Source organism: Acinetobacter sp. YH12041, from assembly GCF_013419975.1.
GTDB lineage: Bacteria > Pseudomonadota > Gammaproteobacteria > Pseudomonadales > Moraxellaceae > Acinetobacter.
Window position 1 is genome coordinate 1 of the sequence record NZ_VOZC01000025.1, and the last position, 24774, is coordinate 24774.

The following is a 24774-nucleotide window of genomic DNA, read 5'->3' on the forward strand; positions in this document are numbered from 1 at the left end:
ATAAAAGAAGAATCGGAATTGAGCATGTATTTGGCAGCCTGAAAACCTTCAAAATCCTTGCTGAGCGTTATCGAAATAGAGGTAAAAGGCTTGGTTTGAGATTCAATTTAATCGCTGGAATCTACAATTTGGAAGTGAGCAAAAAATGATTTATGAAAGAGGTCTATTATCTAACTTCGAACATTTATAAAAATATAATTAAAAGGAATTTAAGTCGATGCTTTATCAGATCAAACTGCCTTTCCTATTTAGCACCCTGCTGTGTCTAGCATTTACACAAAGTGCTTGTGCGAAACCTCAGACAGGTAGTTCTTCCAAATCAAGCTATCAATCTTTTATTCCGAAAAACTGGAAAGTTCTAGAAAAAGCGCAAGACGATTTAAATCAGGACGGTCAAGCGGATATTGCCCTGATTATTGAAGATACTAATCCCGAAAACTTTGTTGCAAATGCAGGTGTAGGTAATCATGTTCTAAATACCAACAAACGAAAACTTTTGATTTTATTCAAGCAGGCAAATGGTTATCAGCTTGCAGCTAGCAATACTACTTTGCCAACCGAAGGTGATGTAGAGTCGCCTTGCCTCACTGATCCACTTGGTGAATCCGAAGCCTTAAGCATTCAAAAAGGTGTACTTCGGGTTCATTTACACTACTGGCTAAGCTGTGGTTCATGGTATGTCACCAATTATACTTATACCTTTCGATACCAAGATAATGCTTTTAAATTGATTGGCTATGATGTAGATGATTTTCACCGTGCCTCGGGTGAGAGTACAGCACGAAGCATTAACTTTTTAACAGGCAAGCTAAAAACTACAACAGATGAAAATGAATTTGCAGAACAGACGCAACTTGCCAAAGTTCAATGGTCCACCTTAAAACACCGCTACGCACTGAAACTTGAACAGGTTCAATTTAATCAGCCACAAGAGTTCGAATAAAATTAAATATTACAAACTCTTTCAAACTGAGAATTACAGCTTAAAGTGCTTCTAAAATCCGAATCTTTACACTCGCAACCGCACCTTTAGTGGCCTTAGCATGCTGCTGCATATTTACACTATGCATGTGGGTTTCCAGATGCTGGATGCTTTCCCATTTTTCAAACATCATGATTGAAAAAGGCACTTTGGTCTGTAATCGGCTCTCAATCTCTGGATGATCAATATAGACATCATAAAGATGACAGCCTGGCTCTTGTAATACCTGTGCGCGGATGTTGTTAAATGAATCCAGCACTGTTTTCATATCTTGTTCCGAATGACAGATGATTTCAGCAATAACGGTTAGCATGGTCATATCTCCTGATTAAGCAAAAATTTGAGTTAAATGTTCACGATACTGTGCGATATACGCTTCAACTTCAGGGGCTTTAATTACATCATTCACAATAAATGTCGGTAAAGCCTGCATCCCCAGGAATTGGTTGGCTTTATGAAAAGGTAGGTAAACGCCATCTACACCCACGCCATGAAAAAACTGCTCGGTATCTGTAAACGCATCCATCGGTGCATTCCAGGTAAGATATAACATATAGTTTTTATCGTGAATCAGGCCACCTGAGCCATATTTTTTTGAAGCATCTGAACGTGAGCGACCATCATTTGCATACAGGCTGCCATGCCCTTCGGTAAAAACATCATCAATATACTTTTTCACTGGCCACGGCGCACCCATCCACCAGCCTGGCATTTGGTAAATGACCGTATCTGCCCAAAGGTATTTTTCTACTTCTGCTTTTGCATCATATTCATTGTCAGCACGAGTTACCTGAACCTGATGCCCCAGCTTTGTTAATACTTCTTGAGCCAGTTCGGCCAAAGTATCATTTAACTGACCATTTGAGTGGGCAAAAGCTTTTGCGCCATTAATTAATAAAATATTTTTCATGGAAAGAACCTGAAACCAAAAATTTATGCAGGCACTATATAGACTCTGCTTATTACTAAAAAGCAGTGAATTTGCAATTCATTATTGACTAAATATCAATAATCACTTTGGAAGCAATAAAAAAAAGCGCCTTATGGCGCTTTTTCAAAATTTTAGTATTAAGGAATCAAACCTTCATCACGCATTGCAATCTGTACAGACTGACGTTCTGCAACCTTATTACGGATATGAATAATATTTTTATATGGGCTCAGATCATGTTCAATCTGGTTCGACCAGTTGGTCAGAACAAACAGGTAAGCATCTGCCGGACCGAAATTATCGTCGACCAGATAATCATTGTCCGATTCACCAATCGCCTTATCGATATAACTCAATAAACGGTCAATTTCTGCATAGGCTTTTTCTTTGGCTTCATCTGATAATTTTCCAGTGAAGAATACAGCATAAGCATCATGCAACTCTGAGTTGAGATAACCTAACCACTCCAGCACTTTGGCACGTCCCATGCCAGAAGGTGGAATCAGATCTTGTTTTGGATCGTGTTGAGCAAGAAACGGTAAAATTGCAACATTTTCTGTAAGAATTAAACCCGGATTAATTTCTAATGCTGGTACATAACCCTTCGGGTTAATTTCGTAATAATCTGCACCTTTTTCTGTTTTATGGGTTTTTAAGTCAACACGTTCCAAATCAAAATCGACATTAATTTCATTTAAAATAATATGAGCTGCCAAAGAGCACGCGCCTGGCGAATAGTAAAGCTTCATTTCTGATCCTTGTTATACACTTCTCAATGTTTTAAATCGCTTCTGACAAACTTTCAAGTGATCAAACCTGTAAATTGCAAAAAAGCGTAACTGTGATTCAGCACAGTTACATATTCAATATTGAGGAATTTACAGGCTTTTGCAAGTCAATCTTGTGTAGATTTTTATCTGTATCTGTTTAAGATACGCAGGTTCTCAAAATTTAGATGATATTTCGTGATTAACCTGAAAAAAGAAGAATGGTTTTCCAATATCCGGACTGATGTACTGGCAGGTTTAGTGGTTGGACTCGCCCTGATTCCTGAATCTATTGCCTTTTCTGCGATTGCCGGTGTCGATCCGCAAGTCGGCTTATATGCCTCTTTCTGTATTGCCGTGTCCATTGCCTTTTTCGGTGGTCGTCCTGCCATGATTTCTGCGGCTACAGGTGCAATGGCACTATTAATGATTACGCTGGTCAAGGATCATGGCTTGCAATACCTGCTTGCAGCCACGATTCTGACCGGAATCATTCAGGTGATTGCGGGCTTTTTTAAAGTTGCCAAGCTGATGCGTTTTGTGTCGCAGGCTGTGGTATATGGTTTCTTGAATGCCCTCGCGATCCTGATTTTTGTGGCACAAATCCCGGAAATTCACCGGATGGACAGTACGGCTTATCTGTTCATTTTAGTAGGTTTGGCAATTATCTATCTGTTTCCTTATATCCCGAAAATCGGTAAAGCGATTCCATCGCCTCTGATCTGTATCGTCGTACTGAGCGCACTTGCGTTATTGCTTGGTGCAGATATGCGTACTGTGAGCGATCTGGGACAGTTTCCAGATACCTTGCCAGTCTTTCTTCTTCCAGAAATTCCACTGAATCTGGAAACTTTACAGATTATCCTGCCTTATTCCTTTACTCTAGCCACTGTAGGTCTGCTTGAAAGTATGATGACGACTACAGTGATTGATGAAGTGACTGGAACTGAAGGTGACCGACATCAGGAATGTCGTGGTCAGGGTATGGCCAATATTGTCAGCGGTTTTATGGGCGGAATGGCCGGTTGTGCCATGATTGGCCAGTCGATTATCAATGTCTCATCAGGTGCTCGTACACGTTTATCGACATTAGTTGCTGGCGTATTTTTACTGTGTCTGGTGGTCTTCCTGAAAGACTGGCTGGCTTATATTCCTATGGCAGCACTGGTAGCTATTATGATTATGGTATCATTTACCACCTTCCAGTGGGGTGCAATCAAACAGTTTGGCAAGCATCCGCTAGAATTTAATACCGTGATGATTGCAGTGATAATTGTCGTGCTTGCTACTCATAATCTGGCGCTCGGTGTATTTGTCGGTGTATTGCTCTCTGCTCTGTTCTTTATTAATAAGCTGGAAAGAACTGTACATGTCTCGACTTATTTGCATAAGCCTAATTCACGTAGCTATATAATTTCTGGTCAGATTTTTTTCAGTAGTACAGAAAAGTTCTACCAGTTTTTTGATTTTAAGGAAAAGCTGGATCATGTTGAGCTAGATCTGACGCATGCACATATCTGGGATGTAACTTCAGTAAATATGCTCAATAACGTCATCCAGAAGTTTAAAGCCCAAGGCATAGACGTGAGTGTGATTGGTTTAAATGAAGCCAGTAGCACTTTAATCGACCGTTTTAGTACCTGATCAAGCTGGATCTATAAAAGAGCCAACTGGCTCTTTTATTTTGTCTGAGATATCTGGCTCGATTTTTATGGAGAAATACCGAGAAAAGTTTGACTTGCACCGCTCAGGACTTAAAATACCGCATTCTGAATTTTTAGATTTGCCAAAATTATGTCGAACGATCAATTAGACCAGCAAGTCGTGGAGCTGGACAATTTAAGCGAGCACCGTGAAATTGTGACGTTTATGCGCCGCTCAGCGCCATTAAATACCTCTCAACGTACTGCGCTTGAACAATATGGTCATTTAATTTTGGAATATCCGGTAGGTGACTTGCGTCAGTATTTTGAACATCCTGAACGTCCACTGACTGTCGAAATCGGTTTCGGTATGGGCCGTTCTCTGGTACTCATGGCTAAAGCAAATCCTGAGCGTAACTTTGTCGGAATCGAAGTGCATGTACCGGGGATTGCGCAGTGCGTATATGAAGCAGGTATGGCAGGCGTGACTAACTTGCGTGTACTGGATGCTGATGCGATTCAGGTACTTCGCGAAATGCCGGACAATAGCATCAACACCGTTCAGTTGTACTTCCCTGATCCATGGCAGAAAAAACGTCACTTTAAACGCCGTTTTGTATCTCATGACCGCATGCCATTGGTTGAGCAAAAGCTGGAACTTGGCGGTACTTTCCATGCTGCAACAGACTGGGAACCGTATGCTGAGTGGATGCTGGAAGTTCTGGAAGAACGTCCACGTTTAGAAAATCTGGCGGGTAAAGGCAACAGCTATCCTCGCCCTGAATGGCGTCCACAAACCAAGTTTGAGCGTCGCGGGATCGAAGCCGGCCACAAGATTAATGACTTTATCTTTAAGAAAATTTCTTAATATCTATAAGTCTAAAAAGCGCTGATTATTCAGCGCTTTTTTATTAGCTATGATGGCGTTCTAAAATTTGCTGACTGAGTAATTTATACACACCTGCCAAGTCTTGTCGTTGAGATTGCTCTAGCATCTGCTGATGCATATTCAGAATATTCTGATCACCACGCATCGCAGGTCCAGTCTGTCCCTGACGAGGATCATTTTTCGTCGCTTTATTGGCTGTTTCCAGAATCAATGGATAAAGCAGGCTAAAGTCTACCTGCTGTGCATCCACAATCTGCTTGGCCATGTCATAACAGTAGTTGCTAAAATTGCAGGCAAACACTGCAGCCAGATGCAAGCTCAAACGTTGGTCTGAACTATATTGATAAACTCGTTTGCTTAGGCTATTTGCTAAATGAGTTAAGATTTCTTGATCTTCTGGCTCAGACGCTTCAATAAATAAAGGCGTATTTTCCCAGTCAATTTCACGTTCCAGACTAAAGGTTTGCAATGGATAAAAGACGCCAGACTTTGCATGTACATCTGCTAGAACATTCAGGTGAGAACTGCCTGAAGTATGGACAATCAGCACATCTTGCAAGTAAAAATAGACTTGTCTGATGACCTCAGCAATTGATTGATCACTCACGGCAATGATCATCAAGTCTATATCCTGATTCAGATTTTCAGGTTGAGCGATGGCTTGCGCTTTACATTGATCAGCCAGTTGCTGTGCTTTATCCAGAGTCCGGCTGTAGATCTGTACAATTTCATGTTGTGCTGACAATGCATGGGCAAGATGATAAGCCACACGCCCTGCCCCAATAATACTAATCCGCATTCATCAATATTCCTGAACCATTGCGCACAGCATGCCAATAAAAAAAGGATGAATCAATTCATCCTTTTGCTTTTAAATCAGTTTTAGAATTTTCGTAAGGTCAGAATCTGTTCACTGCGACCGAAAGGCCCGTGAATATCATGCAGCACACCGCTGGTGAGACCAATCCCATCTTCACCATACTGTTGCACCACTTCCAGCCCCAGCCATTCACCTTGCGGCAGACGGTGCATATGAATCTGCAAATCCAGATTCGGGAATCCCCAGCCCGCATTTGGATCCTGACGTGGCACAATGCCATTCGCGGTATCGACCATACCGAGTAAACGACTAAAATCTGTAGTCAGTTGTCCTTCTACCATATCCAATGAATTTCTGAGCCAGACAATGCCTTTGCCTGCACGATGATCAGGATGTGCACGGGTTTCAATACTTTGAATATAACCGCCCGGCCAGCAACTCATACCCTCCCAAACCGGTAAAAACTCAGGGCTTTCAATCGGAAAATCTTCGATACCTGCAATGGCCCGGCTATCCGAAGTCAGCATCCTCCAGGCACGAGCAACGATACAGGTTTTTCCATTGGCACACATTTCCGCCTCAATCAGTTCAATAGTTTTGCCAGGACGGATCATGCGTGTAGTAATAGAAAATTCACCAAATGCAATCAGCCCAAAAATATCCAGTCCAACCCGGCCAATGCGCATTTCTGATCTAGGCTGAAACTGTTCCAGTTCAACACATAGAATACCGGTTGCTGGCGCCATGTGCTGTTCATGAGGATTCCACGCACCTTGAGCATGAATATTGGAACGATAATAGGCAGTAGTACTGCCATCTGTATGCTGCTCGCGCTGGATCAAACTATAATATGCTGACATTATTCTTAAACTTCCTTGATTATTCTCTTAAACTTTAAAATTCATATAAAGTTTCATGATCTTTATTTTCTGAGTAAAAAACCATAATAATTCATGATTTGACTATAAATTTTGCGCTGTTTAAATCCGACTTTTGTTAAAAGTTCATTTGAATCTTCTACTGAAATCAGAAAAAAGTCCTGCTGCAATCTGGCCAGCATATTTTCGCTTTGCTGCACACTAAGTCCGGTTTGCTGTGCCATTTTTTGCATTACCTTTAATTCATTCTCATCTTCTGGTTGCATCAGGTCATAGGTCAATCCGATCCCGCCAGCTTTAAGGCCCTGATAGATAGCCTGAAAAAAATCAGATTTCTGAGGTTCAGGAATAAAATGGGCGACTAAAATAGCAAGTGCAGCATCGAAAGTATCCTGCTGATCCAGTTCCTGAGTGGTGCACTGTATAAACTGAACTCGTTGTTCAGCTCCAATAGAAGCCAGATGCTTCCTTGCCTGTTCAAGCATCGCAGCGGAAGGATCAATCGCAGTAAATGTCCAGTTGGGATGCTGCTGCAATAAATAAGATAGCTCATAACCAGTACCGCAACCCACGATCAGGATATGTGCATTTTCTGGAAGCTCAGTACTGAGTATTGCTTCAATCTGTTGATGCACCAGTTCATAGCCAGGAATCAGTTTACGGATATGATCATCATAACTTGCGACCACCACTTCACTGTGAAAGTTTTTTGCCATCTGTTTACTCTGATTTAGATAGTCGATATATGAAGTTTTATATTGAAATAAGACTTTATATAAAAATGGATTTTTATCTATTTAAAGAAATTACTAAATGTATGACCTCAATTCGCAAGATGGATTCTTCTTCCATTGTGCAGGTTCTTCGTTACTTTGACTGGGCAAAGTAACCAAACCCCTTTGTTTCATTGATATGGCATCCTTGCCATACAATGAAACGGCGGCATCCATGCCGCCAGGTCATCTGATCAAATACTATTTAAACTTAGCTTTAATTAATTTAAGCAATCTCTTTTAAATTTAATTCTTCACGCATAAATTCACGCAACTTGAACTTCTGTGCCTTACCTGAAGCTGTCATCGGGAATTCATGGAAGAAACGCACATAACGTGGCACTTTATTGTGAGAAATATGCTCAGCACAATATTGACGGATGGCTTCTTCGGTACATGGATCATTCTCATGCAGGATAATGCAGGCACAAAGCTCTTCACCATATTTATGGTCTGGCACGCCAATCACCTGCACATCCGACACCGCTGGATGGGTATAAAGAAAATCTTCAATTTCTTTCGGGAACAGGTTTTCACCGCCGCGAATCACCACATCCTTGATACGACCCTTGATTTTGACAAAGCCTTCATCATCCATTTCAGCAATATCACCGGTATGCATCCAGCGTGCTGCATCAATCACTTCCTGAGTCTTGTCCTGATCTTCCCAATAACCGAGCATCACGGAATAACCACGCACACAGAGTTCACCCAATTGACCGCGCGGCACCACCTTACCATTTTCATCAACAATTTTAACTTCCAGATGCGGATGGACACGGCCAACTGTACTGACACGACGTTCAACACTGTCTTCTGTTGAACTTTGGGCACTTACCGGTGCTGTTTCAGTCATGCCATAACAGATGGTAATTTCAGACATATGCATTCGCTCTATTACACGCTGCATAATTTCCTGTGGACACGGACTACCCGCCATAATGCCGGTACGCAGGCTAGACAGATCAAAATCGTCAAACTGTTCATGTTCCAGCACAGCAATAAACATGGTCGGTACGCCATAAGCTGCCGTACATTTTTCCTGCTGAATGGCTTTTAGAGTTTCCAGCGGATTAAATACGGCAGACGGATAAATCATGGCTGAACCATGGGTAATACAGGCCAAATTGCCCATTACCATGCCAAAGCAGTGGAATAGTGGAACAGAAATACAGACACGGTCTTCTGGAGTTAAGTGAATCGCCTCACCGACAAAGTAACCATTATTTAAAATATTGTTATGGGTCAGCATCGTACCCTTAGGATTCCCTGTGGTGCCTGACGTAAACTGGATATTAATGGTTTCATCGAACTGCAAATCAGTGGAGATCTGTTGCAGTTGTTCCAGTTCTTGAGCACTTGGTGTAGGCATTAAATCTTGAAAACGATGAATACCCGTATGCTGCTGCTCATCAATTTTAATGACATGCTTTAAATGTGGGAGACGTTCTGCATTTAGTAATTTATTTTCAGCCTGTTTTAATTCAGGCGCAATTTTGGTCAGAATTTCCTGATAGTCCGTTGTTTTAAACTGCGATGCAATGACCAGTCCCTTACAGGACACTTTATTCAGGACATATTCCAGCTCATTGCTTTTATAGGCCGGATTCAGGTTAACCAGAATAATGCCTGCCTTGAAAGCTGCGAACTGGGTAATAGTCCATTCCACACAGTTCGGCGACCAGATCGCCAGACGGTCACCTTTTTGCATACCCAATTTCAGCAGCTGACAGGCAAAGGCATTGACCTGATCCTGTAGCTGCCGATAACTCAGGCGTATGTTCTGATGCATACTGACAACTGCATCGCGATCTGCATATTGTTCGCAAGCCTGATCAAATTTTTCACCAATCGTCATACCCAATAAAGGCTGGCTGCTGGTTCCATAGGCATAGCTTAACCGTACTTGTGTCATTGAATCGATCTCCTTGATTCTTTGTAATTCTGATTTTCAACTTTACTAATTGTTTTATGACCACGACGACCTTGTCTATGTGCCTGTTTTTGTGCGTCTATGCTGCTGAATTTCCCTCCTGTCGATGTACTGCGTTAACACAAAAATCGGCAATCTGTTTGACAAAGTGATCCTTGTAGTTCTGATCAAACATCACATTACGGGACGGATTCAAAGGTTCAATCACGACAAAGGTCATGGCACCAACCACGCCCAAAGCTGCCGTATTTAAATCTTCAAACTCGAACTCTCCATTCACCTTTCCTTCGGCCAGGATTTCCTTAATGCTTTGTTTAAGCAGCTGTTTACTGCGAAAACGCTCATGTTCCATTTCCGGATCAACCGGTTCAAACATAAGTGAATACGCCAACTGGGGGCTATTCATGGCACGTTTCACAAAAGTTGTAACAGATTTTTGCAATTTCAGTTTTGGCGACAAATCCGACCCGGCAATGGAAACAAGAATTCCAACTTCGTGCTGAATCGCTGCCGACAAAACCTCAATCAAAATCTGGCTTTTGTTTTCAAAATATCGATATACCAGCCCTGTAGAAACGCCTGCGCGTTCTGCAATCGCCTGAATCGACGCCTCTTTAAAGCCCCCTTGAGTAATCAGTTCACGAGCAGACTGTAAAATCGACAAACGATTTTGTTCCATTCGTTCCTGCATCAGTGATGATCTTTTATAACTCATAATCTTATTCTCAACCAGATAAAATGAATTGTAAATCATTTTGTGAATATAGGTTCACTTTTTTAATTTTTCGTTGTATGTTAAAAAAACAAGCACAACAAAAATGCTTTTGGACACAACAAATATAATCTCAGGATGGATGAAGAATGAATTTACAAAGCTTAGATTTCGGTTTGGATGAAACTCTTATTGCGCTTCGTGATTCAGTGGCCGCATTTTGCGCCAAGGAAATTGCCCCAATTGCCCAGCAAGTTGACCGTGACAATGAATTCCCGGCTCACCTCTGGAAAAAATTTGGTGATATGGGCCTACTTGGTTTAACGGTCAGTGAAGAATATGGCGGTACCAATCTGGGGTATCTGGCCCATATTATTGCCATGCAAGAAATTTCCCGTGCTTCAGCATCCATTGGTTTGTCCTATGGCGCCCATTCTAACCTATGTGTAAACCAAATTAAGCGAAATGGTAATGAAGAACAAAAACAGCGCTACCTGCCAAAACTGATTTCTGGCGAATATGTCGGTGCACTGGCCATGTCTGAGCCGAATGCCGGATCAGATGTAGTCAGCATGAAACTGAAAGCTGAAGACAAAGGCGATCATTATCTACTCAACGGTTCCAAGATGTGGATCACTAACGGCGGTGATGCTGATGTACTTGTGGTCTATGCCAAAACCGATTTACAAGCTGGCGCCAAAGGCATGACCGCCTTCCTGGTTGAGAAAAATATGCCAGGTTTTAGCCACGGCACCCATTTAGATAAACTGGGTATGCGTGGTTCCAATACTTATCCCCTGTTTTTTGACAATGTCGAAGTTCCTAAAGAAAACGTCCTTGGCGGTGTCGGCAATGGAACCAAAGTGCTGATGAGCGGTCTGGACTATGAACGTGCGGTTCTCAGTGCTGGTCCATTGGGCATTATGGATGCCTGCATGGATACCGTGATTCCTTATATTCATGACCGTAAACAATTTGGTCAGGCACTGGGCGAATTCCAGTTGATGCAAGGCAAAATTGCTGACATGTACTCTACCTGGCTGGCATGTAAGGCCCTGGTGTATGCCGTTGGTGCTGAATGTGACAAGGCCGATCATAGCCGTAGCCTGCGTAAAGATGCTGCCAGTGCCATTTTATATGCCGCTGAAAAAGCCACCTGGATGGCGGGTGAAACCATTCAGACCCTAGGTGGGAACGGTTATATCAATGAATTTGCTGCAGGCCGTTTATGGCGCGATGCCAAACTCTATGAAATTGGCGCCGGAACTTCCGAAATCCGCCGCATGCTCATTGGCCGTGAGCTCTTCAACGAAACAGCCTAAACATTAACACTTAGAATAAAACAAGGATGTTCGTCATGAATCAGTTACAGAGCAAAATCAATATACGTAGTGAAGAGTTTAAGACCAACCAGGCTGCCATGCTGCAACTGGTGAATGACCTTAAACAGAAAGTAGAAAAAATTGCCTTGGGTGGCGGAGAAAATGCCCGCCAGAAACATCTGGATCGCGGCAAATTACTGCCGCGTGAACGGATTAATCATTTAATTGATCCAGGCACGGCTTTTCTGGAAATCGGTCAACTGGCTGCCTATCAGGTTTATCAGGATGATGTTCCTGCAGCAGGTGTAGTTGCTGGTGTGGGTCAGGTCAATGGTGTGACCTGCATGATCGTGGCCAATGATGCCACAGTCAAAGGCGGGACTTATTATCCCCTTACGGTGAAAAAGCATTTACGTGCCCAGGAAATTGCCGAACAGAATCATTTGCCATGTATTTATCTGGTCGATTCTGGCGGTGCTTATTTACCTTTACAGGATGAAGTCTTCCCGGATCGTGATCACTTCGGTCGTATCTTTTACAATCAGGCACGTATGTCGAGTCTAGGTATTGCCCAGATTGCAGTGGTAATGGGTAGCTGTACGGCAGGTGGTGCTTATGTGCCAGCGATGTCAGATGAAACCATTATTGTGCGTAATCAAGGCACGATTTTCCTCGGCGGCCCTCCTCTGGTGAAAGCGGCAACCGGTGAAGTGGTTTCTAGTGAAGACTTAGGTGGTGGTGATGTACATACCCGTTTATCTGGGGTTGCCGATCATCTGGCAGAAAATGATGAACACGCAATTGCCATTGCCCGCAACATTGTGGCGAACCTGAATAAAAAGCCAAATAAAACTGCAAATGAAATTGAAGCACCGCGTTTTGACAGTTCAGAGCTGTATGGCATTGTGCCAAGCGATGCACGTAAACCGTTTGATATCCGTGAAGTGATTGCGCGTATTGTCGACGGTTCACGCTTTGACGAATTCAAGGCACGCTTTGGGACTACCCTGGTCACTGGCTTTGCCAAGCTCTATGGAATGCCAGTTGGAATTATTGCCAACAATGGAATTTTATTCTCTGAGTCTGCACAAAAAGGCGCGCATTTTATTGAACTATGTACCCAGCGCAATATTCCGCTGATCTTCCTGCAAAACATCACCGGCTTTATGGTGGGTCGTCAGTATGAAAATGAAGGTATTGCTAAAAATGGTGCCAAGCTGGTGATGGCCGTCGCGACAGCCAATGTGCCTAAACTGACTCTGGTGATTGGCGGTTCTTTTGGTGCCGGTAACTATGGCATGTGTGGCCGTGCTTACTCGCCACGCTTTATGTGGACCTGGCCAAACTCACGTATTTCGGTGATGGGCGGTGAACAGGCCTCTAGCGTATTGTCGACTTTGAAACGCGATCAGATTGAGCAAAAAGGTGGAACCTGGTCAGCTGAAGAAGAAGACCAGTTTAAACAGCCAATTCGTGACCAATATGAACGCCAAGGCCATCCTTATTATGCTTCTGCGCGTTTATGGGATGACGGTGTCATTGATCCAGCGCAATCGCGTGAAGTCCTGGCCCTAAGTCTGGCTGCAGCGATGAATGCACCAATCCAGCCAACCAAATTCGGCGTGTTCCGCATGTAAGAGGTGACAAAAATGGACTATCAATTTTTACAGCTCGAACAGCAGAATCAGGTAGCAACAGTCTGGATTAATCGCGCTGAATTGCACAATGCATTTAATACCCAGGTCATTGAAGAGCTACATGCTTGCTTTCAGTCTTTAAATCAGCGTGATGATGTACGTGTAGTGATTCTGGCAGGCCGAGGTAAAAGCTTTTCTGCGGGTGCGGATCTGAACTGGATGAAAAAGGCCGGTCAGGCCTCACAGGCAGACAATGAAGCCGATGCTCTCAAACTGGCAAAAATGCTGCAAAGTCTGGCGACCTTGAAACAGCCAACGATTGCCCGTGTCCATGGTATTGCTTTTGGCGGCGGTATGGGTCTGGCAGCCGCTTGTGATATCTGTATCGCCAGCACTGATGCCAAGTTTGCAACGTCTGAAGTACGTTTAGGATTAGCCCCTTCGACCATTAGTCCGTATGTGATTCGTGCGATTGGCGCCCGTCAGGCGTCACGTTATTTCCTGACTGCTGAGCGAATCTCAGCTGAACAGGCGAAAACCATTGGTCTGGCACATGAAGTGACTGCACCAGAACAGCTCGACAGCAAAATTGATGAGATTGTGGAAGCGCTCTTACTCGGTGGACCAGCAGCGCAAAACGCCTCAAAACAGCTGATTCAACTGGTCGATCAACAGGTCCTGACTGAAGATCTGCTGTTTAAAACCGCACAGCATATTGCCCATGTTCGCCAGGGAGATGAGGCGAAAAATGGACTGAATGCATTTTTAAACAAACAAAGCCCGGCCTGGATTAAGACCACGGCATAACAACAAGAAGGATCGTAGGATGTTTGAAAAGATTTTAATTGCCAATCGTGGTGAAATTGCCTGCCGTGTGATTCGTACAGCGAAAAAGTTAGGCATCGCTACTGTTGCCGTATATTCCGATGCCGATGCACAGGCACAGCATGTCAAACTGGCAGATGAAGCCATCCATATTGGTGAATCGCCTGCTGCACAAAGTTATTTACAGATTGAACGTATTATTCAGGCAGCAAAAACTACCGGTGCTCAGGCCATTCATCCAGGTTATGGTTTCCTGTCTGAAAATGACCAATTCGCCCTGGCCTGTCAGGATAACAACATTGTCTTTATTGGTCCGCCAGTGGATGCGATCTTAGCAATGGGTCTGAAAGCGACCTCTAAAGCCTTAATGGAAAAAGCTGGTGTACCTTTAACCCCCGGCTATCATGGTACCAATCAGGATGCCGATTTCTTGAAACAACAAGCTGACAGTATTGGCTATCCAGTACTGATCAAGGCTAGTGCTGGCGGTGGCGGTAAAGGCATGCGACTGGTCGAGCGTAGTGAAGATTTCCTGAGTTCACTCGCTTCCTGTAAAAGCGAAGCACGTTCCAGCTTCGGCAATGAAGATGTGCTGATTGAACGCTATGTCGTGCAGCCACGCCATATTGAAGTTCAGGTCTTTGGTGATACACATGGCAATTATGTGCATCTGTTTGAACGTGATTGCTCCGTGCAGCGTCGTCACCAGAAAGTTCTGGAAGAAGCACCTGCACCTAAAATGCCAGAAGACAAACTTGAGGCGATGCGCCAAGCCGCAATTGATGCTGCACGTGCTGTAAATTATGTCGGTGCCGGTACAGTCGAGTTCATCGTTGAGCAAGACGGTACTGCTTACTTCATGGAAATGAACACCCGTCTGCAGGTTGAGCATCCAGTCACTGAAATGATCACCGGTCAGGATCTGGTGGAATGGCAGTTACGTGTAGCGTTCGGTGAACCTTTACCGAAACAGCAGCATGAATTACAGATACACGGTCATGCACTGGAAGCCCGTGTTTATGCCGAAGAACCAGAAAAAGGTTTTATTCCTGCCATCGGTCAGATCAGCTATTTGCACTATCCAGAACAAAATGACAGCGTGCGTGTGGATAGTGGCATTGTCGAAGGTGATGAAATCAGCACCTATTATGATCCGATGATTGCCAAACTGATTGTTTGGGGCAAAAACCGTGAAGCTGCTTTAACCCAGATGCATCATGCCTTGGGTCAGTTTCATGTCGATGGTCTTGGCAATAACATCGCTTTTCTTGATCGCTTAGTATTATGTGATTCATTTAAAAATGCCCATCTCGATACTGGCCTGATTCAACGTGAAGAAGAGTTCCTACTCAAACCATCTGCTGATATCAGTGCAGAATTAGTGGTCACTGCAGCCTTGGTTGAACTGTTATCGCGTCTGGCTCAAAACCCGACTAGCAATAATCCAGTCTGGCAGCAAAAGGCATTTTGGCGTCTGAATCAGCAAAATAGCTACACAATTAAATTACAATGTAATGACGTTTTACGTGTGGTGAGCTTTAAAGCGCTAGAAAATAGTTTCCTGGCAAATTATGAAGGCCAGACACTTACCATCCAGGGTGAGCTGCTTGATCAACACCTACTCCAGTTAAATCTTGCGGGTCAGCAGCAGAAACTGCCATTTAGCCAGACTGAGCATGGCATTACCCTGTTCCAGAATGGTCAAAGCTACAAGTTCAATTATTTGAAAAATGACTTTAATAACCAGGATGAACAAGGGACTGAAAATAACTTGACTGCGCCAATGCCTGGCGTGATTACTCAGGTTCTGGTCGCGGCAAATGACAAAGTGAAAAAAGACGATGTACTGCTGACCTTGGAAGCAATGAAGATCGAATATACCATTCGCGCTCCGCATGATGGCATTATCGCAAACTCATACTTCCAGAAAGGTGATCAGGTTAAAGCCGGTGATGAACTGGTTGAGTTTCAGCCTCTAGCGGAGGAAGTTGCATGACAGATTTCGTTAAAATCGTAGAAGTCGGGCCACGCGATGGCCTGCAAAACGAAAAAACACCTTTAACACTAGATGACCGTAAAAATCTGATTCTGGACCTGATGAAAACAGGTTTGCAGGCGATTGAGGTCGGCTCCTGTGTTTCAGCCAAATGGGTTCCACAGATGGCAGATAGCGATACGCTATTTGCCAGCTTGCCTAAAGATCCGAATATCCAGTTCAGTTTGCTGACGCCAAACATGAAAGGTTTTGAATCAGCGCTGGCTGTGGATTGTAAAGAAGTTGCGGTATTTACCGCAGCTTCTGAAAGCTTTACCCACAAGAATATCAACTGCTCGATTGATGAAAGCTTTGAGAAGTTTGCAGATGTGATGGCAGCTGCCAAAGCAAATGATGTCAAGGTGCGTGGCTATGTCTCTTGTATGGTGGACTGCCCTTATGAAGGTGCAATTGATCCGAAGCAGGTCGTCAAAGTTACACAGCGTCTACTAGACATGGGCTGCTATGAAGTGTCATTAGGTGAAACCATTGGTACGGCAACTCCGGATCGCGTGAAGAACGTCTGGGATGCCTGTCTTTCAGAAATTGATAGTAAAGTGCTAGCCGGTCATTTTCATAATACCTATGGCATGGCCATCGCTAATATTTACCAGTCATTGCTGCAAGGGATTCGGGTATTTGACTCCTCTATTGCCGGTCTCGGTGGCTGTCCTTATGCCAAAGGTGCTTCCGGCAATGTTTCAACTGAAGACCTGTATTACCTGCTCTCCAAGATGGGCTTTGAAACCGGTATTCAACTGGATGCTTTGATGCAGGCCAGCCGTAATATCAGCGAGGTATTACAACGCAATAATCCATCCAATTATGCCAATGCCTATTGGCAAAAAGCCTGTGCTTAAAACTTAAAATAGCCGGACACTCTATAAGTCCTCATGGATAGAAATCAGCAGATCTTTAGATGAAAGATATCTGCAAGAGAAGAATAAATCGAGGTAAAAATGTCAAATAAAGTGTATGACAGTGCAAAAGCCGCTTTAGACGGCGTGGTTCAGAATGGACATACCTTGGCGGTAGGCGGTTTTGGACTCTGTGGTATTCCAGAAGCCCTAATTGCAGCTTTAAAAGAAACCGGTGCCAAAAGTCTCACCTGTATTTCCAATAATGCCGGTGTCGATGGCTTTGGCTTGGGGCTATTGCTGGAAACCAAACAGATTAAAAAGATGATCTCTTCCTATGTGGGCGAGAATAAGGAATTTGAACGCCAATATTTAAGCGGTGAACTTGAAGTTGAACTGACCCCGCAAGGAACTTTAGCTGAAAAATTACGTGCCGGTGGCGCAGGTATTCCCGCTTTCTATACCGCGACTGGTGTCGGTACCGTTATTGCTGAAGGTAAAGATGTCCGCGAATTCAATGGCAAGTCTTATATTCTGGAAGAATCCTTAACTGCGGATGTGGCTTTGGTGAAAGCTTATAAGGCCGATAAAGCCGGTAACCTGATTTTCCGTAAAACTGCCCAGAACTTCAATCCGGTCTGTGCCATGGCTGGCAAAGTGACCATTGCTGAAGTCGAAGAAATTGTCGAGATCGGTGCCCTTGATCCAGATGAAATTCATCTTCCAGGCATTTATGTGAACCGGATTGTACTGAATACCCAACCGGAAAAACGGATTGAACAGATGACTTTAAAGGCGGAGGCTTGATCATGGCTTGGACACGTAATGAAATGGCGCAGCGCGCCGCACAGGAACTTGAAGACGGTTTCTATGTGAATCTGGGTATTGGCCTGCCAACCTTAGTCGCTAACTATATTCCAGAGAATATTAATGTCTGGCTACAGTCTGAGAATGGTCTGTTGGGTATTGGAGAATTTCCAACGGCCGATACTGTGGATGCAGACCTGATCAATGCTGGCAAACAGACGGTAACTGCCCGCAAAGGTGCTTCTTTCTTTTCCAGTGCTGACTCCTTTGCCATGATCTGTGGCGGTCATGTCAATATCGCCATTCTGGGGGCTATGGAAGTCTCAGAAAATGGTGATCTAGCCAACTGGATGATTCCAGGCAAGAAAGTCAAAGGCATGGGTGGTGCCATGGATCTGGTCGCAGGTGTGCAAAAAGTTGTGGTGCTGATGGAACACTGCGCTAAAGATGGTACGCCTAAAATTGTCTCACAATGTAGTCTTCCGCTTACTGGCCAGGCCGTAGTGAACCGGATTATTACTGACTTAGGTGTATTGGATGTCACACCTGAAGGTATTCAACTTGTAGAACTGGCACCCGATGTCAGTTTTGATGAAATTCAGAAAGTCACCGGCGTACCTTTACTCCGTAAAGCAGCCTGATTTTTCCCAGCCCTTAAAATGAAAAATTTTAAGGGTTTCTTTTTGGCTGAAGAAAGCCGCTTCTTAATAACAAATGCAGAATAAATGGATTTTAATCATGCAAACTCAACAAAATATCTTGCAGCGCTTTGCCATGCGCGTCAGCGACTGGTCTGAAAAATGGTTTCCGGACTCTTATATCTTTGCCCTACTCGGTGTCATCATCGTTGCGATTGCCGCGATTGGCATTGGTGCGCCGGCACAAGACGTCGCGATTTCATTTGGTGACGGATTCTGGAGTCTGATTCCCTTTACCTTACAGATGTGTATGCTGATCGTGGTGGGTTATGTAGTTTCGGTTTCCAAACCGATGCAATTATTGATTCAGAAAATGGCGCGCATTCCTCATTCTGGACGTGGAGCCATCGTTCTCGTAGCTACTGTTAGTCTACTGATTTCCCTGATTAACTGGGCGATGAGTACGGTTCTAACCGCACTTCTGGTGATTGCGCTAGCGCAGCGTAAAGAACTGAATATGGATTACCGTGCGGCTGCCGCAGCAGCGATTATCGGGATGGGCGCAACCTGGGCACTGGGTATCAGCTCTTCAGCAGCGCAATTACAAGCCAACAAATCCAGTCTACCAGAACCACTTTATAATCTGACTGGTGTGATTCCATTTACTGAAACGATTTTCCTGCCGCAATCCATGATCATGACAGCAGTCTTGATTATTGCTTCGATTGCCATTGCCTACTGGTCTGCGCCCAAAGGCAATCATATTAAAACTATTGATCACTTCCCGATCCAGATTGAAGAAGAAAAGACTGAAACCGTGACCCATAAACGGCCGGGTGACTGGCTGGAAAACTCGCCAATCTTAAGTATTCTGATTGTGGTTCTGGGTCTGGTCTGGATGTTTAACGAGTTTTCCAAAAGTAATCCTATTCTGGCAATCTCCAGCTTAAACACCTATAACTTTATCTTTCTGATTTTGGGTGTAGCTTTACATGGTACACCACGTAATTTTCTCAATGCTGTGTCCAAAGCTGTGCCGGCCATTTCAGGGGTGCTGATCCAGTTTCCGCTTTATGGCAGCATCGCCTTTATGATGACCAATGCCCTGAATTCTGCTGACCTGTCCCTATCGCACTATATCGCCGAGTTCTTCGTTTCGATTGCCTCGCAGGAAACCTTTGCAGTGGTGATGGGAATTTATTCAGCGATTCTAGGCTTCTTCATTCCTTCTGGTGGAGGAAAATGGATTATTGAAGCGCCTTATGTGATGCAGGCTGCACATGACCTGAAAGTGCATCTGGGCTGGTCTGTCCAGATTTACAATGCGGCCGAAGCCTTGCCCAATCTGATCAATCCTTTCTTTATGCTCCCTATGCTGGGTATCTTAAAATTAAAAGCCAAAGATGTGATTGGTTTTACAGTGACCCAACTGGTCTTTCATCTTCCATTGGTACTATTCTTGCTCTGGTTCCTAGGAAGAACCCTGACTTATACCCCACCTGTCTTCTCTTAATTCATAACAAATAAAAAAGGACGAATCATTCGTCCTTTTTTTATGATGAAAGAATTATTTAGCTGGCTTTCTTTTCAACTACGCCTTCATTATCCACAGTATGGACACGACCGTCTTCGGTACTCATAACTTCAAAAGTTACACGGCGGTTTTGATACTGCCCGTTCGAGGTTGCATTCGGTTGAGCTGGCTGACTCGCCGCCATACCGACAGGTTGTAATTGTGCCGGATTCACCCCTTTCTGTACCAGATAATTCACAATGGCTTGAGCACGTTTTAAAGATAGCTCCTGATTTTGAGTGCTGCTGCCTTCTGTATCAGTATGGCCTATCACGGTTAGACGTACATCTTTGGCATATTGCAATAAAGCTGCAGTCTGATCCAGCAAGCTTTTATTCACTTCAGGAATTTCAGTAGAACCTGTCGCAAAATGAATAAGTTGCAGGTTTAAGGCAGTAGCAACATCCAATGCCTCAATATTTTCCATCTGAAGTTCGTCTAAAGCTTTTTTAGCCTCGGTATTAGCCGTATTGATTGCCTCATCCATATCAACTGGTTTTTGGGTCACGACTTCTACATTTTTAGCCAGACCACGAATCTGACCTGCCAAACGCTGTGCATCTGCACTGTTTGCCGCCTGCACAGATACCTGATTACCTGCCCAAGTCAAAGTCACATTTGACATGCCTTGCAGTAATTTCAATACGGATGGAATTGTATCCTGATCAATAAATTCGGAATGGTAATTTTCATTCGCTACTGCACCACAGCCGATACTGTAGTTAAATATCTGTTTAATTTCATTTTGCAGAATCTGCATATATTTCGGATCATTCATCTGTACCTGACAGTTGACGATTTCACCCTGACTACCTGTGCTGATTTTTAGAATTGCAGGGTTTGTTGCAGCAGCTTCGCTTACCGCCTGAGCATTTCGTAATTCATCCGGATCATCATCACGCAGGCATCCACGGAAGAAGAATAAGATAATCGCCGCAATAATCACGAGGAGAATAAAAGGCCAGAACACCACTGCCTTTTTCTCTTCAGTCAGTACTGGTTCTGCTTCCGGTTCGGAAGCCAGACCCGGTGCGCGGTTCAGATTTTGTCCCGCCAGCGGAGATACGCCTAGAGATGCCAGTATGGGGCCAGCCCAGACTGGTAATGCCCGTTGAATCGAGTCTGCATGGGTATCTAACAAATGGCCTACTGCTTCAGCAGTGGGTGCACCCGCTTCTGCTTGCAAGAAGTTCATGGTTGGAACAATTGCCCGGTTCAGGGTCTGTTCAATTTCATCTTGAGGTGCAGTTGAATCTAACTGAGCCAGGAATTGTTGTTTTAGGGTCGGATTATTATTAAATAATTCATCAATCTTGGGATTAAGTTGCTGACCCAGACTTTCAATCCAGGCCGGTCTTGCACGAAGAATACTTAACAATACAGGATAGAATTGGGCTAAGGCCTGATCCTTGGCAAATAGATGTTCTGTTTCACCTTGCAGCACAATGGCGGTCACATCACTCTTTAAACGTTCAATTAAATCTGTATTCATCAAGATCACCATTATTCTGATTTATAATGTTTAATATTTAATCAGTGTAGCGACCCACCCTCTTTGGAATGTTAATAATTGTACTGATATCATAAAGTTTCACTGTTTATGTAAGGCTAACTTTTCTAGTATTTTAATTAAGATATAAAAAAGTCAGCCGAAGCTGACTTTTTGTAAACGCGAAATGTAAGTGTTATGCAGCAATAAAAGTTTGCAGCACTTTACCTTTCACTTTTTGATTGAGCAGTGGTGTATTTTTACCTTGAGAAACGATCGTTTCTTTGCTTAATGTCCACTCCTGTTCTGGATCAACCAGTACCCAGCCTGCTTCCGCTTTCCAACGCTCAAACATACTGGCGACTTTCGCAGGAGCAACTGTGACTTTCTCCACCCATTCTAACGGCGTAAAGAAACCTTCATTCACTAGTTGGATACCGAACGGTACATAGGTATCAAACGCAGTAAATCCAGGCAGTGTCTCCGCGAATGGTGCCATTTTGGCAGAGCTGCTCAGGGGTTCATGATGGGTACAGATCGCATCAATCACACCAGATTTCACACCTTGACGCAGTAATTCTTTGTCAGATTCAGAACGTAATGGTGGACGTACGTGTGCAAGAGAGTTAAAGCCATCAATCAGATGGTCAGTCAGATGCAATTGGTGCATAGCGACATCACAAGTTACTGGCAAGCCTTTTTCTTTAGCAATACGGATCAGTTCTACTGATGCACCACAAGATAACAAGCCGAAATGAGCACGTACTTTAGTTGCTTCAATCATGAGCAGGTATTTGGCAATGGCCACAGTTTCCGCTAATGCCGGAATCATTGGCAGACCCTGACGTGAAGCAATAAAGCCTTCATGCACACAGCCATCTTTGGCGATTTGCGGCTCTTCTGCATAGAACACTACAGTCAGGTCCAAGCCCGCTGCATATTCAAGTGTACGTAATACCACATCATCATTGGCAAACGGCGCACTGGCATTAGAAACCGCAGTACAACCGCCTTTTTTCAGACCAGCCATATTGGCCGGTTGCTGACCTTGCAAACCTTGGGTTTGCGCACCAATCACCTGTAAATAAATACCGCCATCCAGCATGGCTTTTTCAACCAGACCATGAATCAGTGCACCATTATCCTGCACAATCGGTTTGGAATCTGGCGGGGTAAAGACATGCAGAATCCCGTTTTCACGTGCGGCCTTACCTTCAGACTTTAAAGTCCCGTGTTGCTGCTGACCCGGTTCACGTAAACGTGCGCACAGGTCCACCATGGTGGGCATCAGCCATTTGCCCTGTCCATCAATGGTTTCAGAGACGTTAGCAGTTTCTGCAATACGTTTACCATTTTCCAGATAAACCGTTTCGACTGAATCAGTGTTTTGGATTGGGTCTAGAACACGGACATTTTCAATTTTTACAATAGTCATGACTTATTCCTTATACCGCAATCGCTTCAATCAAACCCTGTTCCTGTAACTGCCCCTGCATCGCCAGTGCCAGTACCGCCATACGTACAGCAATCCCGTTAGTGACCTGTTTCAGAATCACGGATTGTGGACCGTCTGCAATGCTGGAATCAATTTCCACACCGCGGTTCATTGGTCCTGGATGCATCACGATACAATCCGGCTTGGCCAGGGCGAGACGTTCTTTATTCAGGCCATACATTTTATAGAATTCAGCCTGAGAAGACAGCGCTGGCGAATCAATACGCTCGTTTTGAATACGCAAGGTAATGATCACATCACAGTCTTTGATGCCATCTTCCATATTATTGAACAGGCGTACATCTTCACTGTAGTCATCAAAACCGTATGGCAACAACGTATTCGGTGCAATCACGCGAATATCTTTACAACCTAAGGTTTGCAGTGCCGCCACATCTGAACGTGCTACACGCGAATGCTTGATATCGCCAATAATAGCAATCGACATATCTTCAAATTTTTTGTTAGTCTCGCGGCGAATGGTCAGCATATCCAGCATCGCTTGAGTTGGATGGGCATGACGGCCATCGCCTGCATTAATGATGGCGACATTTGGACAGACATCTTTGGCAATAAAGTGCGCTGCACCTGAAGATGAATGACGTACCACGAAAATATCTGCCGCCATGGCTTCAAGATTCCACAAGGTATCACGTAAAGTTTCACCTTTAGAGGTGCTTGAACGGGCAATATCGATATTCAGCACGTTGGCAGACAGACGTTTGGCCGCTGCCTCAAAAGTAGTACGCGTTCGGGTAGAATTTTCAAAAAATAGGTTCATCACCGTTTTGCCTTCGAGCAAATTATTGGTGATCAGCTGATTTTGGTCATTAAAAAAGGACAACGCAGTGTCCAGTATTTTTGTAAGAGTTTCTTTAGAAAGACCTTCGATGGTCAGGAAATGTTTAAGATTACCTGCTTTGTTGAGTTGAATCTGGCTCGGTGTATGCAATGCCGCCAAGTGCATGAGAGATTCCTTATACGTTAAGTCAACGTATTATACAGAGATTAGCGAATCTTTATAGTTGATAAAGAGCTCGGTTGTACAAAAACCATCTCGGTAATAAGAATGGAAATTTAAATTCCCATGTATTTTTTCAATAAGATAATTTAACCTGTCTATCTATATGCTTGGTTTTTTCATTTAAACATGAGTGCTTCAGTCTGGAGCATCCACACCCAATCCCCCAATTAGCGCAATGCGCCAATATAATGATGTGAAACCTGTGCGCGATAGATATCTTCTTCACTTGGTTCCACAGAAATCAGTTCCTTTTCCGCCTGTTCTTCAGCCTGCAGTTCTGAAAATGACGATAAATCCAGAGTGGTTTTTAAACGATTGACCAGATGTAATAACTCAGGATCTTCAGTCTGCTCTGCCAGCCCAATCACATGCTTTGCATAGTGGATATTTTCTGCAAGATACATGGCATCAATTACTCGCCCAGTCACTCGTCTTAAACGTGCATAGATCAAGGTAGCGATTGAAAATGCCTCATTCCTGCGTAATTGAAGATCCAACATCTAAGCCCCTCCGAAATAATAATTAAGAATAAAGATGAAGCTGTAATGACTCCCCTCAGCATTACAGCTTCATTGATATTAGATAGAGCAATAAACGTACCAAAATTAATAAATAAGTTATGTGAGTTATAAATTGATATGAATGAAAATTGATCTACCTCGAGCAATATTAGGTCAGTGTCTTTTTTGTTTTAGATTCACTCCTCGTCTGGCTAATCAATTCTTAGTCTCGATCACTTGACAT

Annotated in this window: 24 protein-coding genes; 12 read left to right on the forward strand and 12 right to left on the reverse strand. The window is 43.8% G+C overall.

Going from position 1 to position 24774, the window contains the following annotated elements; genetic code table 11:
• Both FTU00_RS13660 and FTU00_RS13665 read left to right on the forward strand, forming a co-directional pair.
• Nucleotides 1-149, forward strand: a 149-nt coding sequence (locus FTU00_RS13660; protein WP_373686194.1) for a transposase, incomplete at its 5' end; no start/stop codon positions are given.
• Nucleotides 150-217: 68 nt separating this feature from the next.
• The gene (locus FTU00_RS13665) at nucleotides 218-943 is read left to right on the forward strand and encodes a hypothetical protein (protein ID WP_180179899.1); all 726 of its coding nucleotides are present in this window, start codon (nucleotides 218-220) and stop codon (nucleotides 941-943) included.
• Between the two features lie 40 nt (nucleotides 944-983).
• Here the strand turns inward: FTU00_RS13665 and FTU00_RS13670 are convergent, their stop codons facing one another.
• From FTU00_RS13670 to FTU00_RS13680, 3 genes are all read right to left on the reverse strand, one after another.
• On the reverse strand, nucleotides 984-1295 hold the full coding sequence (locus tag FTU00_RS13670; RefSeq protein WP_034702136.1) for a putative quinol monooxygenase: 312 nt from the start codon (nucleotides 1293-1295) through the stop codon (nucleotides 984-986).
• A 15-nt stretch (nucleotides 1296-1310) separates the two neighbouring features.
• On the reverse strand, nucleotides 1311-1892 hold the full coding sequence (locus FTU00_RS13675; RefSeq protein WP_180179900.1) for an NAD(P)H-dependent oxidoreductase: 582 nt from the start codon (nucleotides 1890-1892) through the stop codon (nucleotides 1311-1313).
• A gap of 158 nt (nucleotides 1893-2050) precedes the next feature.
• Nucleotides 2051-2662: a glutathione binding-like protein gene (locus FTU00_RS13680; RefSeq protein WP_004782472.1), complete on the reverse strand. Its 612-nt coding sequence runs from the start codon at nucleotides 2660-2662 to the stop codon at nucleotides 2051-2053.
• Between the two features lie 216 nt (nucleotides 2663-2878).
• Here FTU00_RS13680 and FTU00_RS13685 point away from each other — a divergent pair, with 216 nt between their 5' ends.
• On the forward strand, nucleotides 2879-4324 hold the full coding sequence (locus FTU00_RS13685) for a SulP family inorganic anion transporter (RefSeq protein WP_180179901.1): 1446 nt from the start codon (nucleotides 2879-2881) through the stop codon (nucleotides 4322-4324).
• 150 nt (nucleotides 4325-4474) lie between these two features.
• On the forward strand, nucleotides 4475-5191 hold the full coding sequence (trmB, locus tag FTU00_RS13690; protein ID WP_125279238.1) for a tRNA (guanosine(46)-N7)-methyltransferase TrmB: 717 nt from the start codon (nucleotides 4475-4477) through the stop codon (nucleotides 5189-5191).
• 43 nt (nucleotides 5192-5234) lie between these two features.
• On the opposite strand, the gene FTU00_RS13695 is transcribed toward trmB, so the two are convergent.
• The 5 genes from FTU00_RS13695 to FTU00_RS13715 form a co-directional block, all read right to left on the reverse strand.
• Complete coding sequence (locus tag FTU00_RS13695; RefSeq protein WP_180179902.1) at nucleotides 5235-6011, reverse strand: Rossmann-like and DUF2520 domain-containing protein; 777 nt, start codon at nucleotides 6009-6011, stop codon at nucleotides 5235-5237.
• Between the two features lie 83 nt (nucleotides 6012-6094).
• On the reverse strand, nucleotides 6095-6892 hold the full coding sequence (locus FTU00_RS13700; protein WP_159123882.1) for a thioesterase family protein: 798 nt from the start codon (nucleotides 6890-6892) through the stop codon (nucleotides 6095-6097).
• A 62-nt stretch (nucleotides 6893-6954) separates the two neighbouring features.
• A complete protein-coding gene (locus tag FTU00_RS13705; protein ID WP_180105165.1) occupies nucleotides 6955-7626 on the reverse strand; it encodes a class I SAM-dependent methyltransferase in 672 nt (223 codons plus the stop codon).
• A gap of 283 nt (nucleotides 7627-7909) precedes the next feature.
• Entirely contained in the window at nucleotides 7910-9598 is a 1689-nt protein-coding gene (locus FTU00_RS13710; RefSeq protein ID WP_180179903.1) for an AMP-binding protein, read from the reverse strand.
• A gap of 97 nt (nucleotides 9599-9695) precedes the next feature.
• Nucleotides 9696-10331 (reverse strand): TetR/AcrR family transcriptional regulator, encoded by a 636-nt coding sequence (locus tag FTU00_RS13715; RefSeq protein WP_004782481.1) that lies wholly within the window; start codon nucleotides 10329-10331, stop codon nucleotides 9696-9698.
• 146 nt (nucleotides 10332-10477) lie between these two features.
• Here FTU00_RS13715 and FTU00_RS13720 point away from each other — a divergent pair, with 146 nt between their 5' ends.
• From FTU00_RS13720 to FTU00_RS13755, 8 genes are all read left to right on the forward strand, one after another.
• The gene (locus FTU00_RS13720) at nucleotides 10478-11650 is read left to right on the forward strand and encodes an isovaleryl-CoA dehydrogenase (RefSeq protein WP_004782484.1); all 1173 of its coding nucleotides are present in this window, start codon (nucleotides 10478-10480) and stop codon (nucleotides 11648-11650) included.
• A 35-nt stretch (nucleotides 11651-11685) separates the two neighbouring features.
• Entirely contained in the window at nucleotides 11686-13287 is a 1602-nt protein-coding gene (locus tag FTU00_RS13725) for a carboxyl transferase domain-containing protein (RefSeq protein ID WP_180179904.1), read from the forward strand.
• Nucleotides 13288-13299: 12 nt separating this feature from the next.
• The gene (locus FTU00_RS13730) at nucleotides 13300-14094 is read left to right on the forward strand and encodes an enoyl-CoA hydratase/isomerase family protein (RefSeq protein WP_159123879.1); all 795 of its coding nucleotides are present in this window, start codon (nucleotides 13300-13302) and stop codon (nucleotides 14092-14094) included.
• A gap of 19 nt (nucleotides 14095-14113) precedes the next feature.
• Nucleotides 14114-16108: an acetyl/propionyl/methylcrotonyl-CoA carboxylase subunit alpha gene (locus FTU00_RS13735; protein WP_180105163.1), complete on the forward strand. Its 1995-nt coding sequence runs from the start codon at nucleotides 14114-14116 to the stop codon at nucleotides 16106-16108.
• Nucleotides 16105-17007 (forward strand): hydroxymethylglutaryl-CoA lyase, encoded by a 903-nt coding sequence (locus FTU00_RS13740; protein WP_004782490.1) that lies wholly within the window; start codon nucleotides 16105-16107, stop codon nucleotides 17005-17007. Before FTU00_RS13735 ends, FTU00_RS13740 begins: the two co-directional genes overlap by 4 nt.
• Nucleotides 17008-17106: 99 nt before the next feature.
• Nucleotides 17107-17811, forward strand: a complete 705-nt coding sequence (locus tag FTU00_RS13745) for a CoA transferase subunit A (RefSeq protein WP_159123878.1) — start codon at nucleotides 17107-17109, stop codon at nucleotides 17809-17811.
• Between the two features lie 2 nt (nucleotides 17812-17813).
• Nucleotides 17814-18452 carry a CoA transferase subunit B gene (locus FTU00_RS13750; protein WP_180179905.1) on the forward strand — a complete coding sequence of 213 codons (639 nt, stop codon included), beginning with the start codon at nucleotides 17814-17816 and terminating at the stop codon, nucleotides 18450-18452.
• A 97-nt stretch (nucleotides 18453-18549) separates the two neighbouring features.
• Nucleotides 18550-19962, forward strand: coding sequence for a short-chain fatty acid transporter (locus FTU00_RS13755; protein WP_004782496.1), 1413 nt, complete (start codon nucleotides 18550-18552; stop codon nucleotides 19960-19962).
• Nucleotides 19963-20020: 58 nt separating this feature from the next.
• On the opposite strand, the gene FTU00_RS13760 is transcribed toward FTU00_RS13755, so the two are convergent.
• From FTU00_RS13760 to FTU00_RS13775, 4 genes are all read right to left on the reverse strand, one after another.
• The gene (locus FTU00_RS13760) at nucleotides 20021-21514 is read right to left on the reverse strand and encodes an OmpA family protein (RefSeq protein ID WP_004782497.1); all 1494 of its coding nucleotides are present in this window, start codon (nucleotides 21512-21514) and stop codon (nucleotides 20021-20023) included.
• A gap of 193 nt (nucleotides 21515-21707) precedes the next feature.
• Entirely contained in the window at nucleotides 21708-22946 is a 1239-nt protein-coding gene (locus FTU00_RS13765; protein WP_180179906.1) for a dihydroorotase, read from the reverse strand.
• 10 nt (nucleotides 22947-22956) lie between these two features.
• The gene (locus tag FTU00_RS13770; RefSeq protein WP_034702102.1) at nucleotides 22957-23973 is read right to left on the reverse strand and encodes an aspartate carbamoyltransferase catalytic subunit; all 1017 of its coding nucleotides are present in this window, start codon (nucleotides 23971-23973) and stop codon (nucleotides 22957-22959) included.
• 224 nt (nucleotides 23974-24197) lie between these two features.
• Nucleotides 24198-24530, reverse strand: coding sequence for a hypothetical protein (locus FTU00_RS13775; RefSeq protein WP_034170006.1), 333 nt, complete (start codon nucleotides 24528-24530; stop codon nucleotides 24198-24200).
• Nucleotides 24531-24774: the final 244 nt, after the last annotated feature.